The 26,033-nt window shown below is 46.4% G+C and carries 25 protein-coding genes; 20 read left to right on the top strand and 5 right to left on the bottom strand.

Annotated features, from left to right (window positions below; all coding sequences use genetic code 11):
* Positions 1-2: 2 nt before the first annotated feature.
* The 14 genes from EML15_RS01990 (at position 3) to lgt (ending at position 10,977) form a co-directional block, all read left to right on the top strand.
* Entirely contained in the window at positions 3-764 is a 762-nt protein-coding gene (locus EML15_RS01990) for a hypothetical protein (protein WP_144273172.1), read from the top strand.
* 60 nt (positions 765-824) lie between these two features.
* Positions 825-1,394 (top strand): hypothetical protein, encoded by a 570-nt coding sequence (locus tag EML15_RS01985; RefSeq protein ID WP_185967139.1) that lies wholly within the window; start codon positions 825-827, stop codon positions 1,392-1,394.
* An 80-nt stretch (positions 1,395-1,474) separates the two neighbouring features.
* The gene (gene hisD / locus EML15_RS01980; protein ID WP_144273170.1) at positions 1,475-2,800 is read left to right on the top strand and encodes a histidinol dehydrogenase; all 1,326 of its coding nucleotides are present in this window, start codon (positions 1,475-1,477) and stop codon (positions 2,798-2,800) included.
* A gap of 42 nt (positions 2,801-2,842) precedes the next feature.
* Complete coding sequence (locus EML15_RS01975; protein WP_144273169.1) at positions 2,843-3,994, top strand: histidinol-phosphate transaminase; 1,152 nt, start codon at positions 2,843-2,845, stop codon at positions 3,992-3,994.
* A 38-nt stretch (positions 3,995-4,032) separates the two neighbouring features.
* Positions 4,033-4,638, top strand: coding sequence for an imidazoleglycerol-phosphate dehydratase HisB (hisB, locus tag EML15_RS01970; protein ID WP_144273451.1), 606 nt, complete (start codon positions 4,033-4,035; stop codon positions 4,636-4,638).
* Positions 4,639-4,694: 56 nt separating this feature from the next.
* Positions 4,695-4,919: a hypothetical protein gene (locus EML15_RS01965; RefSeq protein WP_168195103.1), complete on the top strand. Its 225-nt coding sequence runs from the start codon at positions 4,695-4,697 to the stop codon at positions 4,917-4,919.
* A gap of 95 nt (positions 4,920-5,014) precedes the next feature.
* The gene (hisH, locus tag EML15_RS01960) at positions 5,015-5,647 is read left to right on the top strand and encodes an imidazole glycerol phosphate synthase subunit HisH (protein WP_144273450.1); all 633 of its coding nucleotides are present in this window, start codon (positions 5,015-5,017) and stop codon (positions 5,645-5,647) included.
* Between the two features lie 59 nt (positions 5,648-5,706).
* The gene (gene priA, locus EML15_RS01955; protein WP_144273167.1) at positions 5,707-6,444 is read left to right on the top strand and encodes a bifunctional 1-(5-phosphoribosyl)-5-((5-phosphoribosylamino)methylideneamino)imidazole-4-carboxamide isomerase/phosphoribosylanthranilate isomerase PriA; all 738 of its coding nucleotides are present in this window, start codon (positions 5,707-5,709) and stop codon (positions 6,442-6,444) included.
* A 1-nt stretch (position 6,445) separates the two neighbouring features.
* Complete coding sequence (locus EML15_RS01950; protein ID WP_144273166.1) at positions 6,446-7,219, top strand: inositol monophosphatase family protein; 774 nt, start codon at positions 6,446-6,448, stop codon at positions 7,217-7,219.
* 68 nt (positions 7,220-7,287) lie between these two features.
* On the top strand, positions 7,288-8,079 hold the full coding sequence (hisF, locus tag EML15_RS01945) for an imidazole glycerol phosphate synthase subunit HisF (RefSeq protein WP_144273165.1): 792 nt from the start codon (positions 7,288-7,290) through the stop codon (positions 8,077-8,079).
* Positions 8,063-8,428: a phosphoribosyl-AMP cyclohydrolase gene (gene hisI / locus EML15_RS01940; protein ID WP_144273164.1), complete on the top strand. Its 366-nt coding sequence runs from the start codon at positions 8,063-8,065 to the stop codon at positions 8,426-8,428. Before hisF ends, hisI begins: the two co-directional genes overlap by 17 nt.
* A gap of 12 nt (positions 8,429-8,440) precedes the next feature.
* Complete coding sequence (locus EML15_RS01935) at positions 8,441-9,094, top strand: TIGR02234 family membrane protein (RefSeq protein ID WP_255455970.1); 654 nt, start codon at positions 8,441-8,443, stop codon at positions 9,092-9,094.
* Between the two features lie 83 nt (positions 9,095-9,177).
* Positions 9,178-9,984, top strand: coding sequence for an indole-3-glycerol phosphate synthase TrpC (gene trpC, locus EML15_RS01930; protein ID WP_144273163.1), 807 nt, complete (start codon positions 9,178-9,180; stop codon positions 9,982-9,984).
* Positions 9,985-10,080: 96 nt separating this feature from the next.
* Positions 10,081-10,977, top strand: coding sequence for a prolipoprotein diacylglyceryl transferase (gene lgt / locus EML15_RS01925; protein WP_144273162.1), 897 nt, complete (start codon positions 10,081-10,083; stop codon positions 10,975-10,977).
* Positions 10,978-11,073: 96 nt separating this feature from the next.
* On the opposite strand, the gene EML15_RS01920 is transcribed toward lgt, so the two are convergent.
* On the bottom strand, positions 11,074-12,372 hold the full coding sequence (locus EML15_RS01920; protein WP_144273161.1) for an MFS transporter: 1,299 nt from the start codon (positions 12,370-12,372) through the stop codon (positions 11,074-11,076).
* Positions 12,373-12,909: 537 nt separating this feature from the next.
* On the opposite strand from EML15_RS01920, the gene pyk reads away from it, so the two are divergent.
* Both pyk and EML15_RS01910 read left to right on the top strand, forming a co-directional pair.
* Entirely contained in the window at positions 12,910-14,328 is a 1,419-nt protein-coding gene (pyk, locus tag EML15_RS01915; protein WP_144273160.1) for a pyruvate kinase, read from the top strand.
* 171 nt (positions 14,329-14,499) lie between these two features.
* A complete protein-coding gene (locus EML15_RS01910; RefSeq protein ID WP_144273159.1) occupies positions 14,500-15,774 on the top strand; it encodes a solute carrier family 23 protein in 1,275 nt (424 codons plus the stop codon).
* 69 nt (positions 15,775-15,843) lie between these two features.
* Here the strand turns inward: EML15_RS01910 and EML15_RS01905 are convergent, their stop codons facing one another.
* Both EML15_RS01905 and EML15_RS01900 read right to left on the bottom strand, forming a co-directional pair.
* On the bottom strand, positions 15,844-17,859 hold the full coding sequence (locus EML15_RS01905; RefSeq protein ID WP_144273158.1) for a fructose-specific PTS transporter subunit EIIC: 2,016 nt from the start codon (positions 17,857-17,859) through the stop codon (positions 15,844-15,846).
* Between the two features lie 33 nt (positions 17,860-17,892).
* Positions 17,893-18,861: a 1-phosphofructokinase family hexose kinase gene (locus tag EML15_RS01900; protein WP_144273157.1), complete on the bottom strand. Its 969-nt coding sequence runs from the start codon at positions 18,859-18,861 to the stop codon at positions 17,893-17,895.
* Between the two features lie 315 nt (positions 18,862-19,176).
* On the opposite strand from EML15_RS01900, the gene EML15_RS01895 reads away from it, so the two are divergent.
* Genes EML15_RS01895 through EML15_RS01880 form a run of 4 tightly spaced genes read left to right on the top strand, consistent with a single transcriptional unit; the run spans position 19,177 to position 24,285 of the window.
* Entirely contained in the window at positions 19,177-20,595 is a 1,419-nt protein-coding gene (locus tag EML15_RS01895; RefSeq protein ID WP_144273156.1) for an APC family permease, read from the top strand.
* Positions 20,596-20,655: 60 nt separating this feature from the next.
* A complete protein-coding gene (locus EML15_RS01890) occupies positions 20,656-21,954 on the top strand; it encodes a glutamine synthetase family protein (RefSeq protein ID WP_144273155.1) in 1,299 nt (432 codons plus the stop codon).
* Positions 21,944-23,101 (top strand): amidohydrolase family protein, encoded by a 1,158-nt coding sequence (locus tag EML15_RS01885; protein ID WP_144273154.1) that lies wholly within the window; start codon positions 21,944-21,946, stop codon positions 23,099-23,101. The genes EML15_RS01890 and EML15_RS01885 overlap by 11 nt, the downstream gene beginning before the upstream one ends.
* Positions 23,098-24,285 (top strand): M20 family metallopeptidase, encoded by a 1,188-nt coding sequence (locus EML15_RS01880; protein ID WP_144273153.1) that lies wholly within the window; start codon positions 23,098-23,100, stop codon positions 24,283-24,285. Before EML15_RS01885 ends, EML15_RS01880 begins: the two co-directional genes overlap by 4 nt.
* Here the strand turns inward: EML15_RS01880 and EML15_RS01875 are convergent.
* Positions 24,282-25,127 carry a MurR/RpiR family transcriptional regulator gene (locus EML15_RS01875; RefSeq protein ID WP_144273152.1) on the bottom strand — a complete coding sequence of 282 codons (846 nt, stop codon included), beginning with the start codon at positions 25,125-25,127 and terminating at the stop codon, positions 24,282-24,284. The two genes, EML15_RS01880 and EML15_RS01875, sit on opposite strands and share 4 nt — an antisense overlap.
* A 53-nt stretch (positions 25,128-25,180) precedes the next feature.
* Positions 25,181-25,957 carry a GntR family transcriptional regulator gene (locus EML15_RS01870; RefSeq protein WP_144273151.1) on the bottom strand — a complete coding sequence of 259 codons (777 nt, stop codon included), beginning with the start codon at positions 25,955-25,957 and terminating at the stop codon, positions 25,181-25,183.
* Positions 25,958-26,033 lie beyond the last annotated feature (76 nt).

Below are 26,033 nucleotides of genomic sequence, written 5' to 3'. Positions count from 1 at the left end.
TAGTGTCACACCACAACAACATCAGGTTCAGCAAGCGCAATGCCAGGAAAACAGCGATTGTGATGCTTTGCGCTGCATCAACTTTTACACTTGTTGCGTGTGGCAATGATAAAGACTCTGCCGCATCTGCTGGCAGTTCTGCAACGTCGTCATCAGCGAAAACGACCGCAAGTTCAGCAGCAACTACCACAGAACACAGCGAAACCAGTGCTGCGTTAGAGTCATCACCTGCACCGGAATCAACTTCTGTAGCAGAACCATCGCATAATGTGGCACCAGAGCAACCACAAGGTCAAGCACCAACTCCAGCAGATGCTGCTGCACCTGTTGCACCTGCTGCGCCACCAGCTCCAGTGGAGCCGCCGGTTCCTCTGGGAAATGATGTGACAGCTCCTGGTGTTGCTGAGGTTAATGGTGGACCAGCTACACCAGAAGATGCCGCTGCAATTGAAGCGTTAGAACGTAATATCTCTCAAGCTACAACATTGCGCGAGTATGTTTCTTATGTTCCCAATAACACCTGTCGTCAGGTGCAAGCAGAACGTGGGGGCGAAGCTGCAATGAATACAGACTCAGTACCAGATACTCCATTGGCGCAGGTACCTGCATACCAGCAAGCTAATCCCACTATTGACAAGGTGAGCAATATCAAAGTTGAGGGTGATACAGCCTCGGCTCAGGTAACAGCAAGCACTGGTGGTACTCCTACCACAGCAACCCATCGTTATCTTAAAGAGGATGGGCGCTGGAAGTTCTGTAAGTAAAGTGATCACCCGCAAAGAGAATGAGAGAGTGCCTTGGGCTTAACAGCAACAAAACGCAGTGTGCATTCCTATGCCAGTGTGGTGCTTGCAAGCATTGCTCTTTTTGCTCTATGCGGGGTTATCTGGGCTGTTATCCGCCCCAGCTATCAGGTGACTGTTCTTGAGGACGGGCAAGGACAGTTAGGTGATGAAACCAACATAGAGTTTAGATCTTTTTTCTGGTTCAGTCTTGTTACTGTGATTGCAGCCTTGGTACTTAGTATCGGGGTATTTCACCGCATCCGTCCACGCAGCGTCATAATGATGTGGTGGCTTGCATTATGGACGCTCATTGGTTCTTTCGTATGCTTAAAAGTGGGCACTTCAGTCAGCGTTATGCTCTACGGGGTAAGTCAAAGCGATATTAGTGCTCTTGTCCCAGGGGAGCATATATCGTATGTTCCACCTTTTGAGAGCGGAATTGCGGTTTTCTTTCTGAGCCCTTTTGTCGCGGTATTGTCCTATTGGCTTGGTTGCCTAGTATATGTTGCTCCCGACGCAATGGATATGCCAGATGCAACTGTGGCAGTTGAAAAGTTTGATTCACATACTCGTGCAGATATTCCTACTCCTGTGCAGCGCAAATTATAATATCTATAGTGCTATCAAAGAACTGTATTGCAAGTAGGTGTAGCGTAGACAGTTCAAGTGAATCATGAAAGAAAAACTATATGCTCAATGTTATTGATTTGCGTGGTCACAATCCGACCACAAGCCAACTTCGGCGTGCCCTACCTCGTGGAAATACTGATATCAACGCTGTTCTTAGCACAGTGGAACCTGTGGTTGCTGCAGTACGTGAGCATGGTGCTCAGGCTGCGCTAGATTTCGGTGAAAAATTTGATGGTATTCGCCCAGAGCACGTGCGAGTGCCGAGCGAGATCATAGAGCAAGCACTAACCCAGCTTGACCCACAGGTACGCAGCGCTTTGGTAGAGTCGATTAATCGTGTTCGTACTGTACATCGTGAGCAATTGCCCACAACGCACACTACACAGCTTGCTCCTGGGGGGACGGTTACTGAGCGATTCATTCCAGTAGAACGTGTAGGTTTGTACGTTCCTGGTGGTCAAGCTGTGTATCCCTCCAGTGTGATTATGAACGTGATTCCTGCACAAGAAGCAGGGGTGGAGTCATTGGTTATTGCTTCTCCACCGCAAGCAGCGCATGGTGGTTATCCACATCCAACAATTCTTGCTGCTTGTGCGCTATTAGGTATTACTGAAGTGTGGGCAGTGGGCGGTAGTCAAGCCATTGCCCTGCTTGCCTATGGCGACGACGTCGAAAAGCTAGAGCCAGTAGATATGATTACTGGACCTGGAAATGTTTATGTTACTGCAGCAAAGCGGCTGGTTCGTTCTGTGGTAGGCATTGATGCCGAGGCAGGTCCTACAGAAATTGCTATTCTCGCTGACGAAAGTGCTCATCCTGTATGGGTTGCCTATGATCTCATTAGTCAAGCAGAACATGATGGTATGGCTGCTTCTGTGCTTATTACAGACTCGGAGTCACTTGCTCACGCAGTGCAAAAAGAAATTGCCCAGCGCTATGAGGTCACGCTGAATGCGTCGCGGGTTGCTCAAGCATTACAAGGTGAACAGTCGGGTATTGTTCTGGTGGATGATCGTGATACCGCGATTGGCGTCGCTAATGCTTATGCGGCAGAACATCTAGAAATTCATATGCAGGATGCTGCTGCGGTAGCACAGCACATTAAGCACGCGGGAGCAATTTTTGTTGGCGAGTTTTCTCCAGTTCCACTTGGCGATTATTCTGCAGGCTCTAACCATGTGCTTCCTACTTCAGGATCGGCGCGTTATAGCTCTGGCTTATCGACGCACACCTTCTTGCGAGCTGTTAATGTCATTGAATATAACCGAGATGCGTTATCGGAAATCGCGCCAACTGTGGTGGCATTAGCGCAAGCAGAGTCATTACCTGCACATGGTGAGGCGATTCGCGCTCGATTTGAGAACCTACCCACTAGCGCTGAATAAGAATTCATAAGAAACAAAGCACATAATCATAAGAGGGCACCCATGGAACAAGAAGAATACAATGCAACTGGCTCTATTTCTGTAGTTGATTTAGCTATTCGCGATGACCTACGTGGCAAGCAAGCCTATGGTGCGCCACAACTCAATGTACGGGTGCGGCTTAATACCAACGAAAATCCATATCCACCCTCCGATGCACTCATCGAAGAATTAGCACATCGTGTAGCGCGTCAGGCTCATGAGCTTAATCGTTATCCTGATCGTGATTGCGTGGAGTTGCGCCAAGAGTTGGCGGCCTATGTGACAAAACAAACCGGATATTCTGTCACAAAAGACAATCTTTGGGCAGCAAATGGCTCCAATGAGATCTTAATGCAGCTATTTCAGGCTTTTGGCGGACCTGGCAGAAAGGCTTTGGGGTTTTCCCCAAGCTATTCTATGCACCCTATTCTTGCAACTGGTGCCTATACCGAGTTCATTGATTGCCCTCGTGATGAACATTTTGATATTGATATGCGTGCAGCCCATGATGCAATCGTTGAGCATAAGCCGCATATTATTTTCATTACAACCCCTAATAATCCCACTGGCAATAGCACCAGCTTGGAAGACATTGAGCGCATTGTTCAGCTAGCGCCGGGCATTGTCATTATTGATGAGGCGTATGCAGAGTTCTCACAACAACCCTCTGCAGTCGTGTTGCTGAAAAAATATCCACACAAAGTGGTGGTGTCGAGAACCATGAGTAAGGCGTTTGACTTTGCTGGGGCTCGTCTGGGATATTGCGTTGCAGACCCTGCATTTATCGAGGCGTTGATGCTTGTGCGATTGCCGTACCATCTATCGGCTATTTCGCAGGTATCAGCGATTGTAGCGCTCCAACACAGTGATGACACTTTGGCTACCGTCGAAATGCTTGTTCAAGAGCGTGAACGCGTAGCAGGACAATTAGCTGCAATGGGGTTTTATGTGCTACCTAGCCAGGCTAATTTCTTATTCTTCGGGCTTTTCGACGATCAGGCTCAGGCATGGCAGGCTTTTCTTGAGGAACAAGTGTTGATTCGGGACGTGGGAATAACTGGGTTCTTGAGAGTGACGATTGGAACTCCAGAGGAAAATGATGCTTTCTTAGCAGCTGCAAAAAATGTTCTTAAAGTGGCCAATATAGACTGTGTGCGTAGACAAGGAGAATAATCATGACAACTAGCCCACAAGATGCTCAGGATAATGATATGCCTCATGTGCGTCGTGCCATGATACAGCGCACCACCAAAGAAACCGATATTAGTGTTGAGCTGAATCTTGATGGCACTGGAACCGTGGAAATCGATACAGGTATTGCTTTCTTTGACCATATGCTCACCGCTTTTGGAGTACATGGCGCTTTTGACCTTAAAATTAAAGCACAAGGTGACATCCACATTGATGCCCACCACACCATTGAAGACACAGCAATCGTACTTGGCCAAGCACTCGCACAAGCCGTTGGCGACAAAAAAGGCATGAGACGCTTTGGTTCCTGTCAGTTACCTATGGATGAAGCCCTCGTCGAAGCAATCGTTGATTTTTCCGGGCGCCCATATTTCGTTATGACCGGGGAACCAGAACATCTAGTGCACTCTGTTATTGGTGGACATTATGCGACGGTAATCAACGCGCATTTCTTCGAGTCGCTTGCTTATAATGCGGGCATCACATTACATATTCGTTGTCTTTATGGTCGGGATCCGCACCACATTACTGAGGCGGAATATAAAGCGGTAGCGCGTGCTTTCCGAGAAGCACTGAGTGCTGATGAGCGCCTAAGAGGTATTCCGTCTACTAAAGGAACATTGTGATACGAGAACTAGAGATAACATTCATGTACTATCCCAGGGACATCCTCGCGCAGACTATGGATGATTATGCCGAGTATGCCACGTTTTTTGCACGCAGCAGCAATGGCAGTGGGAATTATATCTTGGTCTATATCCTATTCCTCGTCGCTGGTCTTCTTGTTGGGGGAGTCTGGTCTGCATATAAAGCAGGTAATAAGCTCTTTGCTGTCATTTTGGCGCTATGCGCAGTTATTGCAGCGGCTGGAGGAGTGCTGTGGGCACTAGACTTCCTTGGCGGTTAACACTTATAGGCCTTATAGGCAATGTATAGGGGCAGGGAAACAATCGGGGGAAACATACAGTGTAAAACAGCACTGAGAGAGAAAAGGTAATGAGTATGAAAACTGTGGCGCTATTGGATTATGGTGCAGGAAATATCCGTTCAGCCTGCCGAGCACTCGAACGGGTAGGGGCACAAGTTGAAATAACCCAAGACCCACATATTGCTGTAGAAGCAGATGGATTACTTGTTCCAGGAGTGGGAGCCTACGCAGCTTGTATGCAGGGACTCAAAGCCATCAGAGGAGATCGTATTATTGGTCAGCGCCTTGCTGGATCGCGCCCAGTTTTTGGTATTTGTGTCGGTATGCAGATTCTTTTTGATCAAGGAGTAGAGCATGGGCAAGAAACCCAAGGATGTGGCCAATGGCCGGGAGTTGTGGAACAACTCAAGGCTGATATTTTGCCGCATATGGGGTGGAATACTGTTGTTTCTCCTGAGCAATCTGAACTTTTCTCTGGTCTAGATGCAGCTACGCGATACTATTTTGTGCATTCTTTTGGCGTACGACGTTGGGATTTTGTTGAAGATGGGCTAACACAACCGCCTCTTGTGACGTGGGCACAGCATGAAGATGACCGCTTTATTGCTGCTATAGAAAATGGTCCGCTGTGGGCAACACAGTTTCATCCAGAAAAATCGGGTGATGCCGGGGCACAGCTATTAGAAAATTGGTTAGCGCAGTTATAATCTTCACAGATAGCGAAAGACAAAGCGCAAGATAATAAGAGCAAGTAGGATCATTACACATGGCATTTACCCTCCTTCCCGCTGTTGATGTTGTTTCAGGGCAAGCAGTGCGTCTAGAAAAAGGTGCGGCTGGTACCGAAAAGTTTTATGGTAGTCCACTTGAAGCTGCACTCAATTGGCAGAGTCAAGGAGCACAGTGGTTGCATTTTGTTGATCTTGATGCTGCTTTTGGTCGTGGTTCTAATTATGAACTGATGGCGCAGGTCGTTGGCGCATTGGATATTGCTGTGGAATTAACGGGTGGCATTCGTGATGATGCTTCCTTGGAAAAGGCACTTGCCACTGGGGCACGTCGAGTGAATATCGGTACGGCAGCGTTAGAAAATCCAACCTGGATCGCACAGTGCATTGATAAGTATGGTGAGAAAATTGCTATTGATCTTGCCGTACTTGAAGAAAATGGGCAGTGGCGGGCACGTGGGCGTGGCTGGGTGAGTGACGGTGGCGATTTATGGGAAGTGTTGGAGCGTTTTGATTCCTATGGCTGCCAGCGCTTTATCGTGACAGATGTGTCAAAAGATGGGGCATTAAGTGGAGTTAATGTGGATCTTTTGCGTGAGGTTTCCGCAGCAACTGATGCACAAATTGTAGCTTCAGGGGGTATTTCAAGTATTGACGATATCCTTGCTGTGGCTCAGTATGAAAACGAAGGCATAGACTCTGCGATTATCGGAAAAGCCTTGTACGAAAACCGTTTTAGTCTCAAAGAGGCTCTTGAGGCGGTAGCAGGACAATAAGATGCACGATATTCGCGAGCTTTATCATATTGCTGAATCTGCAATAGCTGGGGCGGAAAAGATTTTTTGCGCTGGTATCCATAGGCAGACAGTGCAAGAGCTGAAAGCACGCGGCGATTTTGCTACTGACATTGATTTAGAGATTGAGCGCTACTTACGGACGCATTTATATGAAGCCACGGGGATTACCGTCGTAGGCGAAGAATATGGTGGTCAGCAGGGTTCCCCGCAATGGGTTGTTGATCCTATTGACGGCACAGCAAATTATGCTACGCATAATCCCATGTCTGCCATTTTGCTCAGTTTGCTTATCGACGATCAACCCGTCGTCGCGCTGACCGCAATGCCATTGTTATCGCAAACATTTGGTGCCTATAAGAACTCGCCTTTACTATGCAATGGACAACCATACCAGTACAATATGCGCTCTCGTAGGCGCTGTGCTCATGTGGGAATTGGTGCTATGGGGTCTGCTCATGATGAGATACCTAGCAGTGCTAGGCAGGAAATTTTCCAAAGACTCTGTACTACGTCCTTGCGCCCACGTATTACTGGTTCGGTAGGTATTGACCTTGCATATGCAGCAGCAGGAATTTTCGATGCTGCGATTAGTTTTAGCCCGAACATTTGGGATAATGCTGCAGGAGTGTTGTTGGTGCAAGCAGCGGGTGGAGTAGTAAGTGATTTGTCTGGCAAGCCTTGGCATCCTGGAGCCTGTGGATTGGTAGCTGGAAGTGCGGTAGCGCATGAAGAAATAATGAGTGTGCTTGCCTAGAATGTCAGCATTGAGATCCAGTATGCCAGGGAAAATGACAATAGCGGAAAATATAAGGGGATAAGTATATGGCAGTAGCAGTCAGAGTCATCGCTTGTCTTGATGTTGATCAAGGCAGAGTTGTGAAAGGAGTAAATTTCGCAGACCTCAAAGACGCCGGTGATCCGGTGGCATTGGCTGCTCGCTATGAGGCTGAAGGCGTGGATGAGCTGACGTTCTTAGACGTTTCTGCCTCGAAAGATGGTCGCGGTACGATGCTTGAGGTAGTACGTCGAACCGCAGATCAGGTTTTTATTCCGCTTACTGTTGGTGGAGGAGTACGTACTGCCGAGGACGTTCATGAATTACTACACGCGGGTGCAGATAAGGTCAGTGTGAATACTGCAGCCATTGCACGCCCAGAGTTGTTGCGTGAACTTTCTCAGCAATTCGGTGCTCAATGTATCGTATTGAGCATTGATGCGCGTCGTAGTGCAGATGGTAGTGCAACGTACCCTAGTGGTTTTGAGGTTACTACTCATGGTGGTACTCGTTCGGCAGGGCTTGACGCAGTGCAATGGGCACAGCAGGCTCAAGAATTAGGCGTGGGGGAGATTTTGCTTAATTCTATGGATGGCGATGGCACCAAGCAGGGGTTTGATCTTGAGCTCATCGAAAAAGTGCGTTCCGTGGTCACTATTCCCATCATTGCTTCTGGAGGCGCAGGTAGGGCTGAACATTTTCCACCTGCATTAGCAGCGGGAGCCCAAGCAGTGCTTGCCGCGTCGATTTTTCACTTCTGCGAAGTCTCGATAGCCGAGGTAAAAGATGCCTTACGTGAAAATCAGTGGGAGGTGCGCACCTATGAGCAACGAGGATAACCCAGCTCAGTATCAACTTGATCCTGCCATTGCACAGCGAGTGAAATTTAATGACCAAGGTCTTGTACCTGCTGTTGTTCAGTCTGAAACTCAAGAAGTATTGATGCTTGCGTGGATGGATGCACATGCTCTTGCTTATACCTTGGCTACGAGAAAAGGAACATATTACTCTCGGTCGCGTCAGCAATACTGGATCAAGGGGGCTACCTCCGGCAATGTTCAATATGTGCGGCAGGTACGCTTGGATTGTGATGGTGATACTGTGCTGATGGTCGTAGAACAAACCGGAGCTGCGTGTCACACAGGTACACGAACTTGTTTTGATGACGATGTGTTGCTTGAAGAATGATGGTGATCAGTGGTGGCTAAACAAAATATCAAAGCAGTTATCGGAATTCTTCTCGGCGGTGGCATCATATGGGCCTCATCGCGAATGCCGTGGATCTCAGTTGAGGCTTTCGACGATAAAGCAGGGCGCATTACCACTAGTGTTCGCGGTGCTCTATGGAGTAATGAGCTTACTGCATTTGCCTTATTGCTGGTGGCAGCTGCGGTAGTTTCTTTAGCTTTGCGACGGCTAGCCAGAAGAATAATTGCTGTCAATGCTGCGATTGCAGCGGCTTTAGGCGCATGGCCACCTATGCAATTATTACTGCATAAACCAGATTATGAACGCATAGTGCATTTGCTTTCCTCTGAGAATTCACGTTCGCGCGCGCAGGATCCAGTTGTTCTTAATGATTGGGCAGAGATTATCAGAGCAGATGTGCAGACTTTATCGTTGTGTGTGGCATTATTTGGTTGTGCTCTAGCTTTTGTAGCGGCAGTGGTGTTGGTGCTACGACCAGGTACGGATGGTGCGCGAGCCAATCAGTATGAGCGCAAAGCTCAACGTCGTCAGCGTATCCGTGAGGATCTCATTTCTGATCCTGAATCTGGGCGTGTGATTTGGGATGCGTTAGACGCAGATATCGATCCAACAAGTGACTCGTCTGGCTCATCGAGAATGCCTTGAATTCGTTATCTGCGGTGAAGGCGTTAGGCTATGAGAGTAAGGTGCCAGTTGGGCTATACCGGGTTATGGTGAAGGATCGCGTTATGACTACAGTATTCGATGAGATCATTGCTGGGGTTATCGAAGATGTATCTGCACGTGAAGCAGAAATTTCTTATAAAGAGATGAAAGCGCGTTCTTATGACTGTCCACCACCTCGTGATGCGATGGCCGCACTGAAAAATGTTGGTTGCAGTATTATCGCTGAGGTTAAGAAGGCGGCTCCAGGGCACGTCATTGCCCATACTATTGAGCCAACGGCACTGGCTGCAGAGTTTGAGGCCGGTGGAGCACATATGATTGCGTGTCAAACAGAACGGCGGAATTTTAAGGGCTCATTAGAAGATATGTATGCGGTGCGTCAAGCAGTAAGCGTGCCAGTGATGTGCCGTGATTTTATTATTGATCCGTATCAGATACATGAAGCGCGTTATTATGGTGCAGATATGATTCCACTAAGAGTGGGGGCGTTGACGCAATCGCGTTTGGAGTCGTTAATTGATCGCACAGAGTCTTTAGGCATGACGGCTTTAGTGGAGGTGCATACTCCTGCGGAGGCTACGCGTGCTATGCAGGCATCGGCTAAGGTGATTGGGATTAATGCTCGTGATTTATCAACAATGACCATTGATAAGAAAATTTTTGCTGATATAGCTCCTGGTTTACCGCAAGATACTATTCGTGTTGCTTTGTCTGGGGTGCGTTCTAGTAAAGAATTACTCACGTATGCTTCTCAAGGTGCTGATGCAGTAGTCATAGGTGAGGAATTGGTGAGGGCTGCGTCACCGCGTTCTTTTACTCGCGCATTAGTAGCTGCTGGTCAGCATCCCTCTTGTCCATCGCGTTTCTAAGGATTCGTAGCACTCAATCGGGGGACTAGGGGTGGCATAGTGAGGTTCTATCAGGCACACTAGAGTGGTACATTTTGGTCGTCGAAAAGGCAGTAGATGAACGTCACGCAATTAGCTTTTATTCCGTCACCGCCGCAGGGAGTGTGGCATATTGGTCCGGTTCCTATTCGTGCTTATGCTTTATGCATTATTACAGGAATTATCATTGCCTTGTGGGTAGGAACTCGTCGATATAGCGCACGAGGTGGTAATAAAGATGTTGTTTTCGATGCAGCGATAATTGTCATTCCTGCAGGTATTTTGGGTGGACGCATTTATCATGTGCTCACTGATCACGACAAATACTTTTGCGATTCATGCAACCCTGTCGAAGTTTTCGCTATTACTAATGGTGGCTTGGGTATTTGGGGTGCCGTTATGTTGGGTACTGCGGCGGTATGGTTATATCTTCGCCATAAAAAAATTCCTTTTGCCCCTTTTGCTGATGCGATTGCCCCTGGTGTCATTATTGCTCAAGCAGTAGGTCGATTGGGGAATTGGTTTAACCAGGAACTTTATGGTGCCCCAACATCTGTTCCTTGGGGGCTAGAGCTTTATTATCGTGTGGATAATAACGGTAATTTAGCGCCTCTGACAGGTCATTCTACTGGTGAGGTTATGTCAGTGGTTCATCCGACTTTTCTTTATGAACTGCTGTGGAATGTACTTATTTTTCTCGTGCTGCTGTGGGCGGATAAGCGGTTCACACTAGGGCATGGGCGAGTGTTTGTGCTCTATGTAGCGGGTTATACTTTTGGTCGTTTCTTCGTAGAGAATATGCGCACTGACGACGCTATGCTCATCATGGGTATGCGTATTAATGCGTGGATGTCTATCATTGTTTTCATTCTTGCGTGCATTGCTTTCTTCGTGATGAAGAAAGGTCGCGAAACTCCTGAGCACGTCAGAAGGGAGACTGCTGAAAATAGTGAAGATAAAGCTGTTACTGCGTAAGTATTAGTAGTTATTAAAAACCGCGTTGTAATTGAGGTATGGTTTCCTCGGTGACAACGCGGTTTCTGTTATTCAATGCAATCATGCTTTTGTTTATTAGAGTTCTCGTTGAGCAAGATCTCTTGGAGTGCGTAGAAGTGCGATGATAGAAATTACACACATAACGGCGAGGTAGACACCAATTGTCCAGCTAGCGCCAGTGCGGTTGAGTAGCAATTGGGCGATCGTCGAGGCAAAGGCCCCGCCGAGGATAGACCCAAGGGCGTAGGAGAAAGCTACACCTGAGTAGCGGATTTCTCGATCAAACATTTCGGCGTACAGAGCGGATTGTGGTCCATAGCTTAGCGCTAAACCAGGGGTAAGGAGCAGCATGGCTAGAGCGAAGAGCCAGATTGATTTCATGTCGATCATGAACCACATAGGAATAGAGATAGCTAGCAAGAGGAGGTAGCCGATTAAGAATGTTTGTACTCGTCCGATGCGATCGCTGAGTGCGCCACTCCAGAGGGTAAGGAAAGTCCAGACGATAGCAGCGATAATAACGCATACAAAAATCTGTTTTTGCGGCATTCCTAAGGTTTTTACTGCATAGGATGCCATGAATGCAATCACCATATAACCAGCAACATTGTTGGCGGCAAAGATCAATGCTGCTTTGAGCACAGTAGGGAAGTGATGTTTGAGCAAGACACCCAGTGGTGTGCTTGATTCGGCTTTGCGTCCGCGGATCTCCTCAAATACGGGTGATTCGCTTACTTTGCGACGTACGATAATGCCGACAACAACCAAAATAAAGCTAATGAGGAATGGGATGCGCCATGCCCAGTTCAGGTATGCTTCTGCACCGAAGAGAATGTTGAGCAAGAGCAACACTGAGGTAGCAAGAGTAAGACCAAGTGGGACTCCGATTTGTGGGAATGCTCCGAAATAACCGCGTTTGCCTTGTGGCGCGTGTTCGACAGAGAGCAAAGCTGCACCTCCCCATTCTCCACCGGCAGAAAAGCCTTGGAGGACGCGTAGGATCACGAGCAAAATTGGTGCTGCAATACCAATGGAGGCGTAGGTAGGTAGCGCACCAATAAGGGTGGTGGTAGCACCCATGAGGATTAGAGTTGCAGAAAGAACAATTTTTCGCCCATAGCGGTCACCTAGGTGACCAGCGATAATAGCTCCAAGTGGGCGGAAGAGGAAGCTGATTCCCAGTGTTGCCCAGGCGAGGATTTGTGCGATGGTGCCGTCGCCAGCTGGCTTAAAAAAGTGGGTTGCGAAAACTAATCCAGCTGCTTGGGCATAGATGAAAAAGTCGTACCATTCGATTGCTGTACCCACAAGGGTTGCGCCGAGGACTCTACGACGTTCTTGCACTGAAATAGTATTGTGCGAGTCTTGAGACATATGCTAGCTTTCTGGTCAATCAAAAAGATAAAGAAGGGGAAGAACACAGAATATAGGAATAGCTCTTCTGTACTCACGCTTAAGCGTATATGCAAGAGATGTTCGTTATCAAAAATTAACCAAAATTTTCCTTAGGTTTCATATTGGGAAAATACAAAGTCCTTGCCCGAAAGAAGGACTAGGGTGGAAGAGGCGTTTGCAGCACACGGTATTTGGCTGATGATTTTTATCTTTTCTCTGGAAAATCCCTTTTAGAGGGTAGTTTTTCTATTGTTCTTCTAAAGAATCTACGTCCTTGTTTGTGTTACAGGATTTCACATATTGTTATGTATTCCATATTTATATCACATAAGTGGTATTCATTATATTTTGTATCATGTGCAGTGGAAAACCGTTCGAGGCAAAGTTGCTTTACGATGTTGCCTTACCATTTTGAGGGGATTGTGACGGGGAATTGGAGTGACATAAAATTCTCGGCATAGTAAAGTTTCTTGTCTGATCTAGCACTAACGAGAAATGAAGATTAGGCTTAAACACATGGAACGTCGCACAAAAATTGTTTGTACATTAGGCCCTGCAGTAGCAAGTGAAGAAAAAATACTTCGACTGGTGCAAGACGGCATGAATGTGGCTCGCTTGAATATGTCGCATGGTGAGCATGAAGATCATGAGAAAAACTACCATTGGGTGCGCAAAGCAACTGATGAAACAGGAAAAGCAGTCGGTATTCTCGCTGATCTCCAAGGGCCAAAAATTCGCCTAGGGCGCTTTATCGACGGTGCAACAGTATGGGAGAACGGTGAAACTGTGCGCATCACCGTCGAAGATATAGAAGGAACGCACGATCGCGTATCAACCACTTATAAGAACTTGGCTAAAGATGCAAAGCCTGGTGATCGTTTGCTTGTCGACGATGGAAAAGTAGCATTGGTATGCACTGGTGTCGAAGGCGACGATGTTGTTTGCGAAGTGGTAGAAGGCGGACCAGTATCTAATAACAAAGGTGTTTCTTTGCCGGGTATGGACATTTCGGTACCTGCTCTTTCTGAAAAAGATATTCGTGATTTACGTTTTGCCCTCAACCTTGGTGTTGATTTCATTGCACTTTCTTTTGTGCGTTCCCCGCAAGACGTGGAATTAGTTCGCGCAGTTATGGATGAAGAAGGCAGGCGCGTGCCAGTTATCGCTAAGATCGAAAAACCAGAAGCAGTTGATGCTTTGGAGTCAATTGTTTTGGCTTTCGACGGCATTATGGTCGCTCGTGGTGATCTTGGTGTTGAAGTGGCGCTTGAGCAAGTGCCACTGATGCAAAAGCGTGCTATTCAGATTGCTCGTGAGAATGCAAAGCCAGTTATTGTTGCTACTCAGATGCTTGATTCGATGATTGAGAACTCTCGTCCTACTCGTGCTGAGGCATCGGATGTGGCAAATGCAGTGCTTGATGGTGCAGATGCAGTTATGCTTTCTGGAGAAACCTCTGTGGGTATTGATCCGCATAACGTAGTGCGTACGATGTCTCGTATTGTGAAATACGCGGAAACTTCTGGTCAGGTGCCAGATTTAGCGCATATTCCACGTACTAAGCGTGGTGTTATTTCTTATTCAGCGCGAGATATAGCAGAGCGCCTTAATGCTAAGGCCTTGGTTGCTTTTACTACGTCTGGTGATACCGCAAAGCGTGTGGCTCGTTTGCATTCTCAATTGCCATTGTTGGTGTTTACTCCTTCGCAGGCAGTACGCAGTCAATTAGCGTTGACCTGGGGTGCGCAAACCTTCCTTACTCCAGAAATTAAAGATACTGATGATATGCTCAAGCAGATTGATGAGCAATTATTAGCAATGGAAGAATATGAACGTGATGATATGGTAGTTCTTGTTGCTGGTACACCACCAGGAATTTCTGGAAACACCAATATGATTCATGTGCACCTGTTAGGAGAAGAAGTACACGTATAGCGTTTGCGCTTTATCACTACCTGAATCAACACTCGATAAGTAAACTGATGCGTTTATGGGCATGATGCCCCAAAGAAACGCATCAGTTTTTCTTTTATCCGGTGGGGTAAGGTGCACAAAGTTTGTCGAAACTTTGACTAGCCATTTTCTACTAAGCAATAATGAGATTTTGTGACGAAAAGATTTGGTTGGTCTATCCACGGAGATGGAAAACATATTCATCCGGGTGCAGTAGTTGCCCCTGAAGAGCGCCTTTCTTGGGCGCGCACTATCGGTGTTGGTATGCAACACGTTGTAGCAATGTTTGGTGCGACCTTGTTGGTGCCCACTTTAACTGGTTTTCCAGTTAATACCACATTATTATTCTCTGGTCTTGGCACGATCATATTCCTGCTTGTTACCAGGAATAGGCTCCCATCCTACTTAGGCTCTTCTTTTGCTTTTATTGCACCTCTTAGTGCCGCACAGCATTATGGTATTGGTGCTCAGGCTGGTTCCGTGCTCGTGACTGGTCTTGTACTTATTGCCATTGGCATTATTGTAAAAATAGCTGGTAAAAGAGTTATTGATGCTGTTATGCCGCCGACGGTCACCGGCGCCATTGTTGCATTGATTGGTCTTAATTTAGCGCCAAGTGCAACCACTAATTTTCAGGCACAACCGCTTGTCGCGTGTGTGACTTTGCTGGCGATTTTGATTTTCGTAGTAGCAGGGCGCGGTATGGTTTCGCGTTTAGGTATTTTATTTGGCGTTATTGTCGGCTGGATTTTTGCGGCTATGACTGGCAATATCGCCGAAGAAGCACGCCAGAGTATCGCTGAAGCTGCGTGGGTTGGGGTTCCACAGTTCCATACTCCGCGATTTGAGATTTCTGCTATTGCAGTGGCACTTCCGGTGTTGGTGGTATTGATTGCGGAAAACATTGGTCATGTTAAAGCTGTCAGTGAAATGACGGAACGCAATTTAGATGATCTAGCAGGAGATGCTTTGATTGCCGACGGTCTTGCTACGTCTTTGGCAGGTGGTTTTGGTGGATCTGGGACTACTACATATGCAGAAAATATCGGTGTTATGGCAGCTACACGTGTCTATTCTACGGCTGCCTATTGGGTAGCTGCTGCTACTGCTATCTTGTTGGCGTTTATTCCTAAGTTTGGTGCTTTGATTTTTAGTATTCCCGCAGGAGTGCTTGGTGGGGCAACAGTAATGCTCTATGGTTTGATTGGTATGCTTGGCATTCGTATTTGGCAGGATAATAAAGTGGATTTTAATAATCCTGTCAATCTTAGTTGCGCTGCTATTGCTTTGATAGCAGGTATCGGTAATTTGACATTAAGTATTGCCGGGATCCAATTAGAAGGAATTGCATGGGGCTCCGCGGGGATTATTATCGTGTACCCGATCATGAGATACTTGTACGCAGCTTGTGGTGAAGGTTCGCGCTAGATTGTGCTGGGGAATATATACAAGCAGCACCTAAGCTCCTAGAGATGTTCTCTAGGAGCTTAAGTTTTGTTATGCGGGGGTGTTGACTGTTTCTTGGAGGGTTTTATTGGGAAGAGCTTGTTTTAATACGAGTACGGAAATGGTGCTGACTACGATTCCACCTAGTAGCGCAATGACATAGCCCCAGATTGGGTCGATAGCGAAGAGTACAAAAATACCGCCATGTGGTGCACGTGATCCTACGTCTAAAGCCATGCTCAGTGCTCCTGTAGTGGCACCGCCGAGCATCATCGCTGGGATGACACGCAGTGGGTCTGCTGCCGCAAACGGAATTGCCCCCTCAGAAACAAAAGCGAGTCCCATTAACCATGCTGATTTGCCATTTTCTTGTTCTACAGGGGTAAAGAGATTTTTCTTTATCAGCGTAGCTAAAGACAGTGCAATAGGTGGAACCATGCCGGCTGCCATAACAGCGGCCATGATATGCATGGAGGCGGGGTCGCCGGTTGATAACCCGGCAGTGCCAAAGAGATAGGCTGCTTTGTTGATTGGTCCGCCAAGATCAGAACACATCATAAGACCTAGAACAATGCCTAAAAGGATCGCAGAAGAACCAGACATACTTGCCAACATATTCTGCAAACTTGTCATGATATATGCCAGTGGTGCACCTAAAAATAAATACATCAAACTACCGACGATCAAAGACGTCATGAGTGGGATAAGCATGACAGGCATGAGTGAGGCAAGCCAGCGGGGTGTTCTCCAAGAACCAATCCACATGGCTATGAAACCAGCAAGTAGTCCAGTGATTAATCCTCCGATGAATCCAGCGCCAACACTTACTGCAATGGCACCACCAGCAAATCCAGGTGCGATTCCGGGGCGACCGGCTAAGGCGAAAGCGATATAACCTGATAGTGCAGCAACAATGAAGCCCATAGCTGCTTGACCAGTGGCAAAGAGAACTGCTCCGAAATAAAGAGCAAAACCAGAACGCTCAAATGTCATAGAATTCACCTCATGACCCGGCAAGTTGGTGAGGCTATGCTGTGTGACAATATCTTGCCAGCCTTGTGCCATATCTGCACCACAGAATAAGAAACCTAGTGCCAAGAGCAGACCACCTGCGGCAACAAAAGGCACCATATAGGACACGCCTGTCATAATGGCTTGTTGGAGACGTTTTCCCCACCCAAGTTGTGATTGGTTAGTGTCTGTGGGAACACGAGAGCTTGTCTTGCCAGACACAGTACGTGCTTGCGGATTGTGTGCTGCACTTATTGCTTCTTTGAGCATGGTATCGGGTTCGTTAATTGCTCTTTTGACACCAGATTCAATGACTGGTTTTCCGGCAAATCTTTCTCGGTCGCGAACCCCAACGTCGGTAGCGAAAATAACAGCCTGAGCGTTGTCAATAACTTTTTGATCCAGAGGGGCATTATGAGATGACCCCTGAGTTTCCACTGCAAGTTCCACATCATTGCGTTTGGTTGCTGCCTGGGTGAGTGCATCTGCTGCCATATAGGTATGCGCAATGCCTGTAGGGCAGGCAGTGACAGCAACGATAGTGGTTTTAGCGGAGCTAGTGCTTGCTTTACTGGAGACAGGGGCAGTGGAGGTTTTCTTCTCAGCGGTTACCACGTCTAGCACTAATGCGACGATTTCATCTTCGTATTGCGCAGTGCCTAGTGCAGCAAGAAAATCAGGGAGAACCAGTGCTCGTGCTAATTCAGAGAGGATTTTGAGGTGCTCTTTTCCGCCGTCGGCGGGTGCGGCGATGAGGAAAACAAGATGCGCATCACCATCAGGACCAGCAAAATCAACCGCAGGATTTAGGCGAGCAAAAGCAAGGGTCGGTTCTGATACTGCTGCACTACGACAATGAGGGATAGCTACTTTGCCTGGAACACCTGTTCCTGCCTTTTGTTCTCTGGCAATTGCTGCTTGTGCTAGTTCCGTTGCGTTGTTTGCGCGTCCAGCTTGATAAACAAGTTCGGCAAGATGAGTAATAACGGACTCAGGTGTGGTACCGCAATCCTTATCGAGAGTGACAAGATCAGTGTTAATGAGTGCGGAAGTCATGATCATGTTTCTTTCTGTCGAGTTGTGAGAAGATTAAAAGGCTAGTTCTGTGATAACAGTATCTGTGGTATTGATCAGCTCTGGTGTCGGAATAGTAGTCCCAGGTAGTGCTGTGGCAGCAGAGCCATAGGCAACTGCTTGTTGCAATGCTTGGGCAAAAGTTTTTCCTTCAGCTCGAGCCATGAGATATCCTGCTAAACAGCAGTCACCTGCGCCAACGGTAGATACAACTGTAATAGGGGGTGGACTTGCGTGCCAGATACCAGAACTGGTGGCAAGAAGAGCACCTGCATCGCCTAGGGTTACTAATACTTCAGAAACACCACGACTAATGATGGTGTGAGTTGCTTTAATGATATCGCTGAAATTTCCTTGTCGTGCTGCATTTTCTAAAGCATTACCATCGCAGCCGACGAGCTGGCCTAATTCTAATCCATTGGGTTTAAGCAAGTTAGGTGCTGCGTGATGAAGATGTTTCCCGAGTGCTTTTAGCGGTGCGTCGGAAGTATCAACAGCGATACGTACGTGAGGCAGTTCTTTGCGTAGAACCTGGCAAAGTGTAGCGTAGAACTCTACAGGCGTGTTTTGGGGTAGTGATCCTGCAAGAACCACCCAATTTGCGTGCGCTGCTTTATCAAGTAACGCACTCATCAGCTGTGTTTGATGCGTGCTACTAAGATGAGGTCCTGTCCCGTTGAGCTTAGTGGTTACTCCGTGGGGATCAGTGATTGTGGTGTTTACTCGAACCTTGTCGTCAAGCGTAATGCGGCTATACGGTACGGCTATTTCCTCCAAGAGGTTAATAAATTGATCATGCTGTGCAGCAGGAAAGAGTGCGTGTGTTGCTTTTTGTGCTTTATGAATGGCATGAGACACATTGATACCTTTGCCGCCAGCAACATGGCTTATTGATTGTGCTCGATTAACAGTGCCTAGTTCGAGTGGGGAAGAAAGAGTGACGGTAGCGTCAATGCTTGGATTTGGTGTGAGAGTCACGATCATGGAGTAGCGACCTTATCTTATGTATCTTTATTCGCGCGACGTATGCGATATATGCGATGTGCATGATATACACCATCAATACTTGTCTGCTTATGTCTGATTGTCAATGCGACTGTGTTGTTTTGTGTTTATTTCTGTGGGGTTATTTTTGTAATGGGGGTGGTGTTGGGTGATTAATTTCTATAATTTGCTAGAAAGTCTAATGATTTTCATGGAGGATGTTTATTATTTATTACAAATAATTACGATAATTACATTTTGTAATGTTTGTTACTAAATGTAATTTCTCGATTCATGATTAATTAGGAGCAGACAATGGATCATGAACCAACTCAAAGAACATTAAAAACATGGGAAATTACGGCCATATCATTGGGATTCATGGGACCAGTTATGGCTATGTCTCTCAACGGAATTGGCATCGCTGGTTTAGTAGGAAAATCAGTTCCCTTTACTTTTTGTCTGGCCTTCATCGGCACACTATTAGTGGCGTATAGCTTTATTCGCTTAACTGGTTTTATCGGTCATTCTGGATCAATTTATGCATTAGCAGGACTAACTATAGGCCCACGTGCTGGATTCTTTGGTGGGTGGGTTTTACTCGGAACTTACATATGCTTTTCTATGTGTATCGTCGGCGCATGTGCAGTTTTTGGTACTGCTTTCTTTGCAGAATTAGGGATTGAACTAGACGGTCAGCAATGGATGTTCATTGCTGTATTTGTGCTGGCGATTGGGTTATTTCTCAACAGCCGGGAATCGAAAATAACAGCACGATTTCTGCTCTCAGTGGGCTTCATCGGAATTGCTTCCATGCTTTTCCTTGCAATTTTTATTCTCATAAAAGTAGGAACAGATATAGACAGTGCACCAGTAAAAACCGGAATAGATTTTTCCGTATTCACCCCTGGAAACTCACGCTGGACGACGATTATCACTGCATCCGTGTTTGCATTTTTATCATGGGCAGGTTTTGAGTCTGGGAGTGCCTTAGGAGAAGAAACACACAATCCAACGAAAATAGTGCCGCGCTCTCTGCTCTATGCAGTTGTCTTAGGCGGGATAACATACATCTTTGTAATGTTCGCAGTTACCATTGGTTTTGGCACAGACTCACAAGGAATAGCAGCTTTTAGTGCTTCTTCATCAGCGTTAACTGAACTGTCTACGCGCTATATCAACCACGGTTTTGCTGTGGGGATGGCAGCTGTTGCATTCTGTGTGGCTCTAGCTGCTTTTTTAAGTTCTACTGCAGCAGCTTCACGTCTGCTCTATGCCTTAGCGCGTGATGATTGCGGACCACGAGTTTTTGCTTATATCTCGAAAAAGCACGCGATTCCGCTTTATGCTGTCTGGTTTTGCATAATTCTAGCTGTCGGATCAGCTCTTGCATTAGGACTGATGGGAATGTCAAGCGTAGATATTTATTATTACTTAGCAACAATCGGCACCCTATGCATGGTAGTTGCCTATGCCACCACGTCGTTAGGCGTTATATTTTTCATTTTGCAATCTCGTCGCGCTATACCGCGCTATGAAATTTTTATTCCGATACTTGCACTGTGCTACCTGCTTTTTGTCTATTTCATTCAGATACATGATCAAAGCGCACCTTTTACTTATTTCCCGTATATAGCTGGGGCATGGTGCTTTTTAGGAATAGTAATAGCCACAGCTCGACCACGATTAGCAGAAAAAATAGGCAAAGAAATGAGGGATAAGAATCCTATATAGAGACAAAGACACGAAAAACAGCAACCGAAAGCAAGATAATAGAAAGCAAGGTATAGGAAAATGGAAGCCACCAGTAACACAACTGAATTATTATTCGTTGCTACCAGTGATATTTCAGCACGAGCAAAAGGTAGAGCGATGCTGATGAGCGATTACTCACCGAAGTCGTCTTTAGGCTGGGTGCCGGCAAACTTGGGGATAGGAGCATTAGGACATATAGCACCAGGATCTGCTTTTGGCTCTAGCGGTGATTTGCGACTACGACCAGATCCTACTTCACTGAGCACGATCAAGACACCAATGCATACCGTCAACATTGTACTTGCTGATTTAGTGGAACCAGATGGGAAAGAATGGTCGTCATGTATGCGGACATTCTTAAAACGTGCAGTAAATGATTTAGCCGATTATGGTCTTAGAGCGACGGTGGCATTTGAGCATGAGTTTATGGATACGAGCCAATCCACAGAACATCACCCGTTCTCGTTAAGAGACTTTCGACGTGCAGAACCTATAGGAACTCAGTTGATGAATATCGCGAAAGAAGCTGGTCTAGAACCAGAAACATGGCTGCCGGAGTATGGTAAGCATCAGTTTGAGATGACATTACGTCCTGCAGATCCTGTCACAGCTGCAGATAGAGCTATCGTATTGCGAGAGCTTATTCATGATGTGTTCGAGCAAGCAGAGAGAAATGTGAGTTTTTCTCCACTTGTATCTCCTGATTCAGTAGGCAATGGAGTGCATGTTCATTTTGGCCTGACTGATTTGATGGGGAAACCAGTATGTTTTGATCCCGCGCAGCCTGGAAGACTCAGTAAAAAGGCGGCACAATTTGCTGCTGGAATTATTAAATATGCGCCTGCGTTCTCGGCATTATGCGCTCCACTGACTATCAGCTATAAGAGACTTGTACCGAATAATTGGTCAACAGCTCGTGTTTACCTAGGACTAAATAATAGAGAAGCATTGTTGCGTATCCCATCAACAAATGAATTATATGGACGTGACCCTGCACCGCAGTTGCATTTTGAGTATCGAGCTAGTGATATCGGTGCGAACCCCTGGTTATTGATTGGCAGTATTTTGCGTGCAGGTATGCAAGGTTTACATGAGCAACTACCACCGGAACCTGTAATAGAAGGTGAGCTTGATCTTGATGGTGAGCATAAAGATTTTGCACAATTACCGCATAGTTTACCTGCAGCTTTAACAGAACTTTCCGAGAATGAGATAGTTAAATCGTGGTTTTCGCAAGAATTTCTCAGTACGTTCCTTGCCATAAAGCGTGATGAGTGCGAGGCATTACAAGGTCTTTCTTTAGCACAACAATGTGAGGTTTATTCTCGTGTCTACTAAACAATTGGATCTTAGTCAGCTGGAATTATTTGATCATCATTGTCATGGAGTCGTAGAGCAGGAATTATCTCGACAAGATTTTGAGGAATTGATATCAGAGTCAACGTATGATCCAGCAAAAGGAACTACGAGATTTGATACTCATATTGGATTTGCCATAAGGAATTATTGCGCACCTATTTTGGGATTACCAAGGTTTGCTACTGCTGAAGAATACGTAGAAAAACGTCGTGAGCTAGGTGCGAGAGAAGTTAATAAACGTTTGTTACGCGATAGTCGCATGACAACTTTAGGTATTGAAACTGGTCATGCACCAGATCGTATTCTTGGTGCTAAGGAAATGGGATGTGCTGCGGAGGCACAGGTTTATGAGATTGTGCGCCTGGAACGTGTAGCAGAAGAAGTTGCTATGGCACATCGTCGTCAAGCATTGCCAGTAGAGATCTTATGGGACGCGATTACGACAATGTTAGAGCATAAACTGCGTACAGCGATTGGCGTGAAAAGCATTGCAGCGTACCGAATTGGGCTTGACTTTAATCCCGAAGCACCGACAGATACAGAATTGGATCATGCCCTTTGTCGTTGGTATGAAAGCGTTTCCGACGATAAACACCCGAGATTAGTAGACAGCACTATTATTCGAGCGCTTATCTGGTTCGCCATTAAAAAATCGCTACCTATCCAATTCCACATTGGATATGGCGATAACGACGTGGATCTGCATCGCTGCAATCCTTTGTTACTGACAGATCTGTTACGAAAATCTGTACAGTATGGCGCAACTATCATGCTCTTGCACTGCTACCCATTTCATAGAGAAGCGGGATATTTAGCGGACGTTTTTCCGCACGTCTACTGCGATGTGGGGTTGGCAATAAACTACACTGGGGCGCGCTCAACAGCGATTATTGCTGAATCTATTGAGCTAGCCCCGTTTACTAAAGTGCTCTTTTCTAGTGATGCTTTCGGATTAAGCGAGCTCTATTACACCGGGGCAAGACTATTTCGGTGTGGCTTAGAAAAAGTTTTACAAACATATATTGAAAAGCATGGTTGGCCCATAGCCGAAGCACAACGTGTAGCAGAAATGATTGGCTATCGTAACGCTATGAGAGCATACCACTTGGAGAATAAAGAGAAATGATGGCGAGAGATCTAGATAGCTTTGCGGATAAGTTTTATGAACTACTTTCTGCAGAAATAGGTATGGCTCAGGAATTGCGAAAACGACTGCATCAAAATCCACGAGTTTCTGGTGAAGAGTCAGAAACAACGCAAGAAATTATTGCTTACACTGGTTGCGAATTTTCTACTATCGCAACTACTGGCGCATATACCAGAATCGGAAAGAAAACAGGACCTGCAGTTGCTATTCGTGGCGAACTTGATGCTTTGGCTATCACCGAGAAAACCGGTGTGACGTGGGCAGCTACAAATGGGGCTATGCACGCCTGTGGTCATGACGTGCATTTAGCTGCTTTAGGCGCAGTGATACGAGCAGCACGACAGATCGATCTTCCTGTTGCCTTAGTACCAATTTTGCAGCCTCGCGAAGAGACATATCCCTCAGGTGCATTAGATATCAAAAAAAGTGGTATTTTTGAGCAGCAAAACATACAGTATGCAATAGGTGCACACGTTCATCCCTCATTACCTTGTGGCAGCGTGGCAACCGGTGCGGGAGTTGTTAATGCTGCGGCAGCTGAAGTGCATTTTTCTATCTCTGGCCAAGGCGGTCATGGTGCTTATCCGCATAAAGCAAAAGATATTGTTGCTCCAACTGCCCAAATAGCACTAGCAATCCCAGAAGTAGTGCGTAGAACATTGGATCCTATGAATCCTGCATTAGTAAGTGTTGGGCAGATGATCGTCGATAGTGGAGGAGCAAATGTTCTTCCTGAAACAGGAAAAATTACTGCTACGATGCGCACTACGAGAAAAAACGATGCAGAAACGCTGGTTCAAGCATTATCGGAGTTAGCACAAGGAATCGCATCTGCCTATGGAGTAGTTGCAAAGTTAGAGTATCGCCAAGGAGAACCGGTTTTGCATAATGCAGAGGAATTATGCAAGGAAATGGATGTTTTTTTACGACAAGCAGGATTAGAGCTTGCACCTCCTATGCGTTCTTTGGGCGCTGATGATTTTTCATTCTTCAGTGCTGCAGTTCCATCAGTAATGGCTTTTGTCGGTACTGGTAGTGAGCATAATATGCACATTCACCTGCATGATGCGCGATTTTTACCTGATGAAGATGCCGTGCGTCGTGTGGCATTAACTATGGCTTCAGGATATCTTGGTGCAGCAAGAAAAATACTTGCTGCTTAGGATTCGATACGCAAACGTAATTGATCGAGTTTCTCTAAGCGGGTTGTAGCCAGGGGAGTCAGTGTGGCTGCAACCTGGTTACATACATACTCGGTAACAGCTAAAAGCGAAACAGAACTGTCATTGGCACTATCTGATTCAACTTCTGCTGGAATGACTACATCAGCAAAACTTGCGATAGGAGAAAGCCATTTATCGGTGAAAAGTACAATTTTCATCCCTAATTCTTTCGCAGCTTTTGTTATGCGCAATGTATGTGGACTGTAGCGTCTAACATCATAGACGCACAGTATGTCGCCTTTTTTGCTATCACATAGGGTTGCCGCAGCCAGAATTGCTTTGCTCGGTAAGAGGTGGACATATGGGCGTAGCTGAATAAGTTGGAGAACAAGATGTTCGGCAGCTACTGATGAGTAATCACCACCAGTAGCAAAAATTTTTTTCGAGGTAGCACCAAGAAGGGTAATTGCCTGTTGTAGTTCTTTTTCTGGGATTGTGATCAGAGATGATTCGACTTGGTGCAATAAATTTAATGCAGATGAAGTCGCAGATGGAGTCTGTGCTTGTTGATCAGAGACTTGTTGCAGCGTCGATGTTTCTCTTTGACTTAGTTCTGTGCGCAGACATTCTTGAAAATCTTTATAGCTAGCAAAACCAAGTTCATTGATGAATCGGATGACAGTAGGCGCACTTACCTTTGCTTTATCGGCAAGAGATGCCACGGTTGATAAACCTGCAGCAGGGTAGTCTGCGAGTAGGACTCGTGCAATTTTTTGCTCTGATTTGGTAAAAGAGTGTTCGTTGCCGATGAGTTGCAGGGCGATATTTTTGACAGCAGACATGAACCTATCCAAGAAATAAAACTAGCTAGTGTAATGTGATTCTACTACTTGAGCTAGTCATTGATTGGATCATCTTCGGAGTTGTTTTGTGCGTTGACCATAGAAATTGGTGAGGGGGTTCCACGCACGGTTGTCATAGTGAAATTTGCCATATGGGAGAGATAGCGATCGTCGGAGGCTTCAATGGGGGTACCGTCTTGGGAAAAAGTATGGCGACGCACTCTCAGTAGGGGAGTTCCGGGAGTAACACCAAGTAAACGGGCGTCTTCTTCTGCTGCTGGTATCGCATCAATGGTGCGAATTGCGTAGGCAATAGAGATACCGGAATTGATGAGTTGTTGGTAGATGGATCCCGAATCAGTATCAAAAATGAGAATGTGCTTACCTACTTCCAGAGGATAGTTGAGGCGTTCTACCATGGCAGGTTCGCCATCCATAAGTCGGAGACGATATACCGAGACAATCTGATCGGTAGCAGAGATATTCAGGCGCACAGCCAATTCTGATCCTGCTGGACGACGAGTAACCCATTGAGTTTGCTGACCTGGTTCGATTCCGGAGTTCTGACACCACTGTGAAAAAGAGATAACTCCGTCAAAGGACTGGGTTGGGACAGTGTCAAGGACACGGGATCGCCGTCCTTGCCCTGAGGATAGTAAGCCTTCGGTGCGTAGTGTTGTGATAGCTTGACGAATTGTGCCTCGGGCACAATGAAATTGCTGGCATAGCTGGGCTTCTGAAGGAATTGCTTGACCAGGGGAGAATACACCTGTGCGAATTTGCTGTCGGAGATGAGCTGCGATCTCTTGGTGCTGCTGCAGTTTAGCCACTTCTATGAATATGCCTTTCTGGATTGATGATGTTTTATCCAGCACTTTGCGGAAATATGACTCTAATGATAACCCG

The organism is Corynebacterium sp. sy017 (assembly GCF_017918135.1).
Classification (GTDB): domain Bacteria; phylum Actinomycetota; class Actinomycetes; order Mycobacteriales; family Mycobacteriaceae; genus Corynebacterium.
Note: the sequence above shows the minus strand (reverse complement) of the source record. Positions and strands in the feature narration are given on the sequence as shown.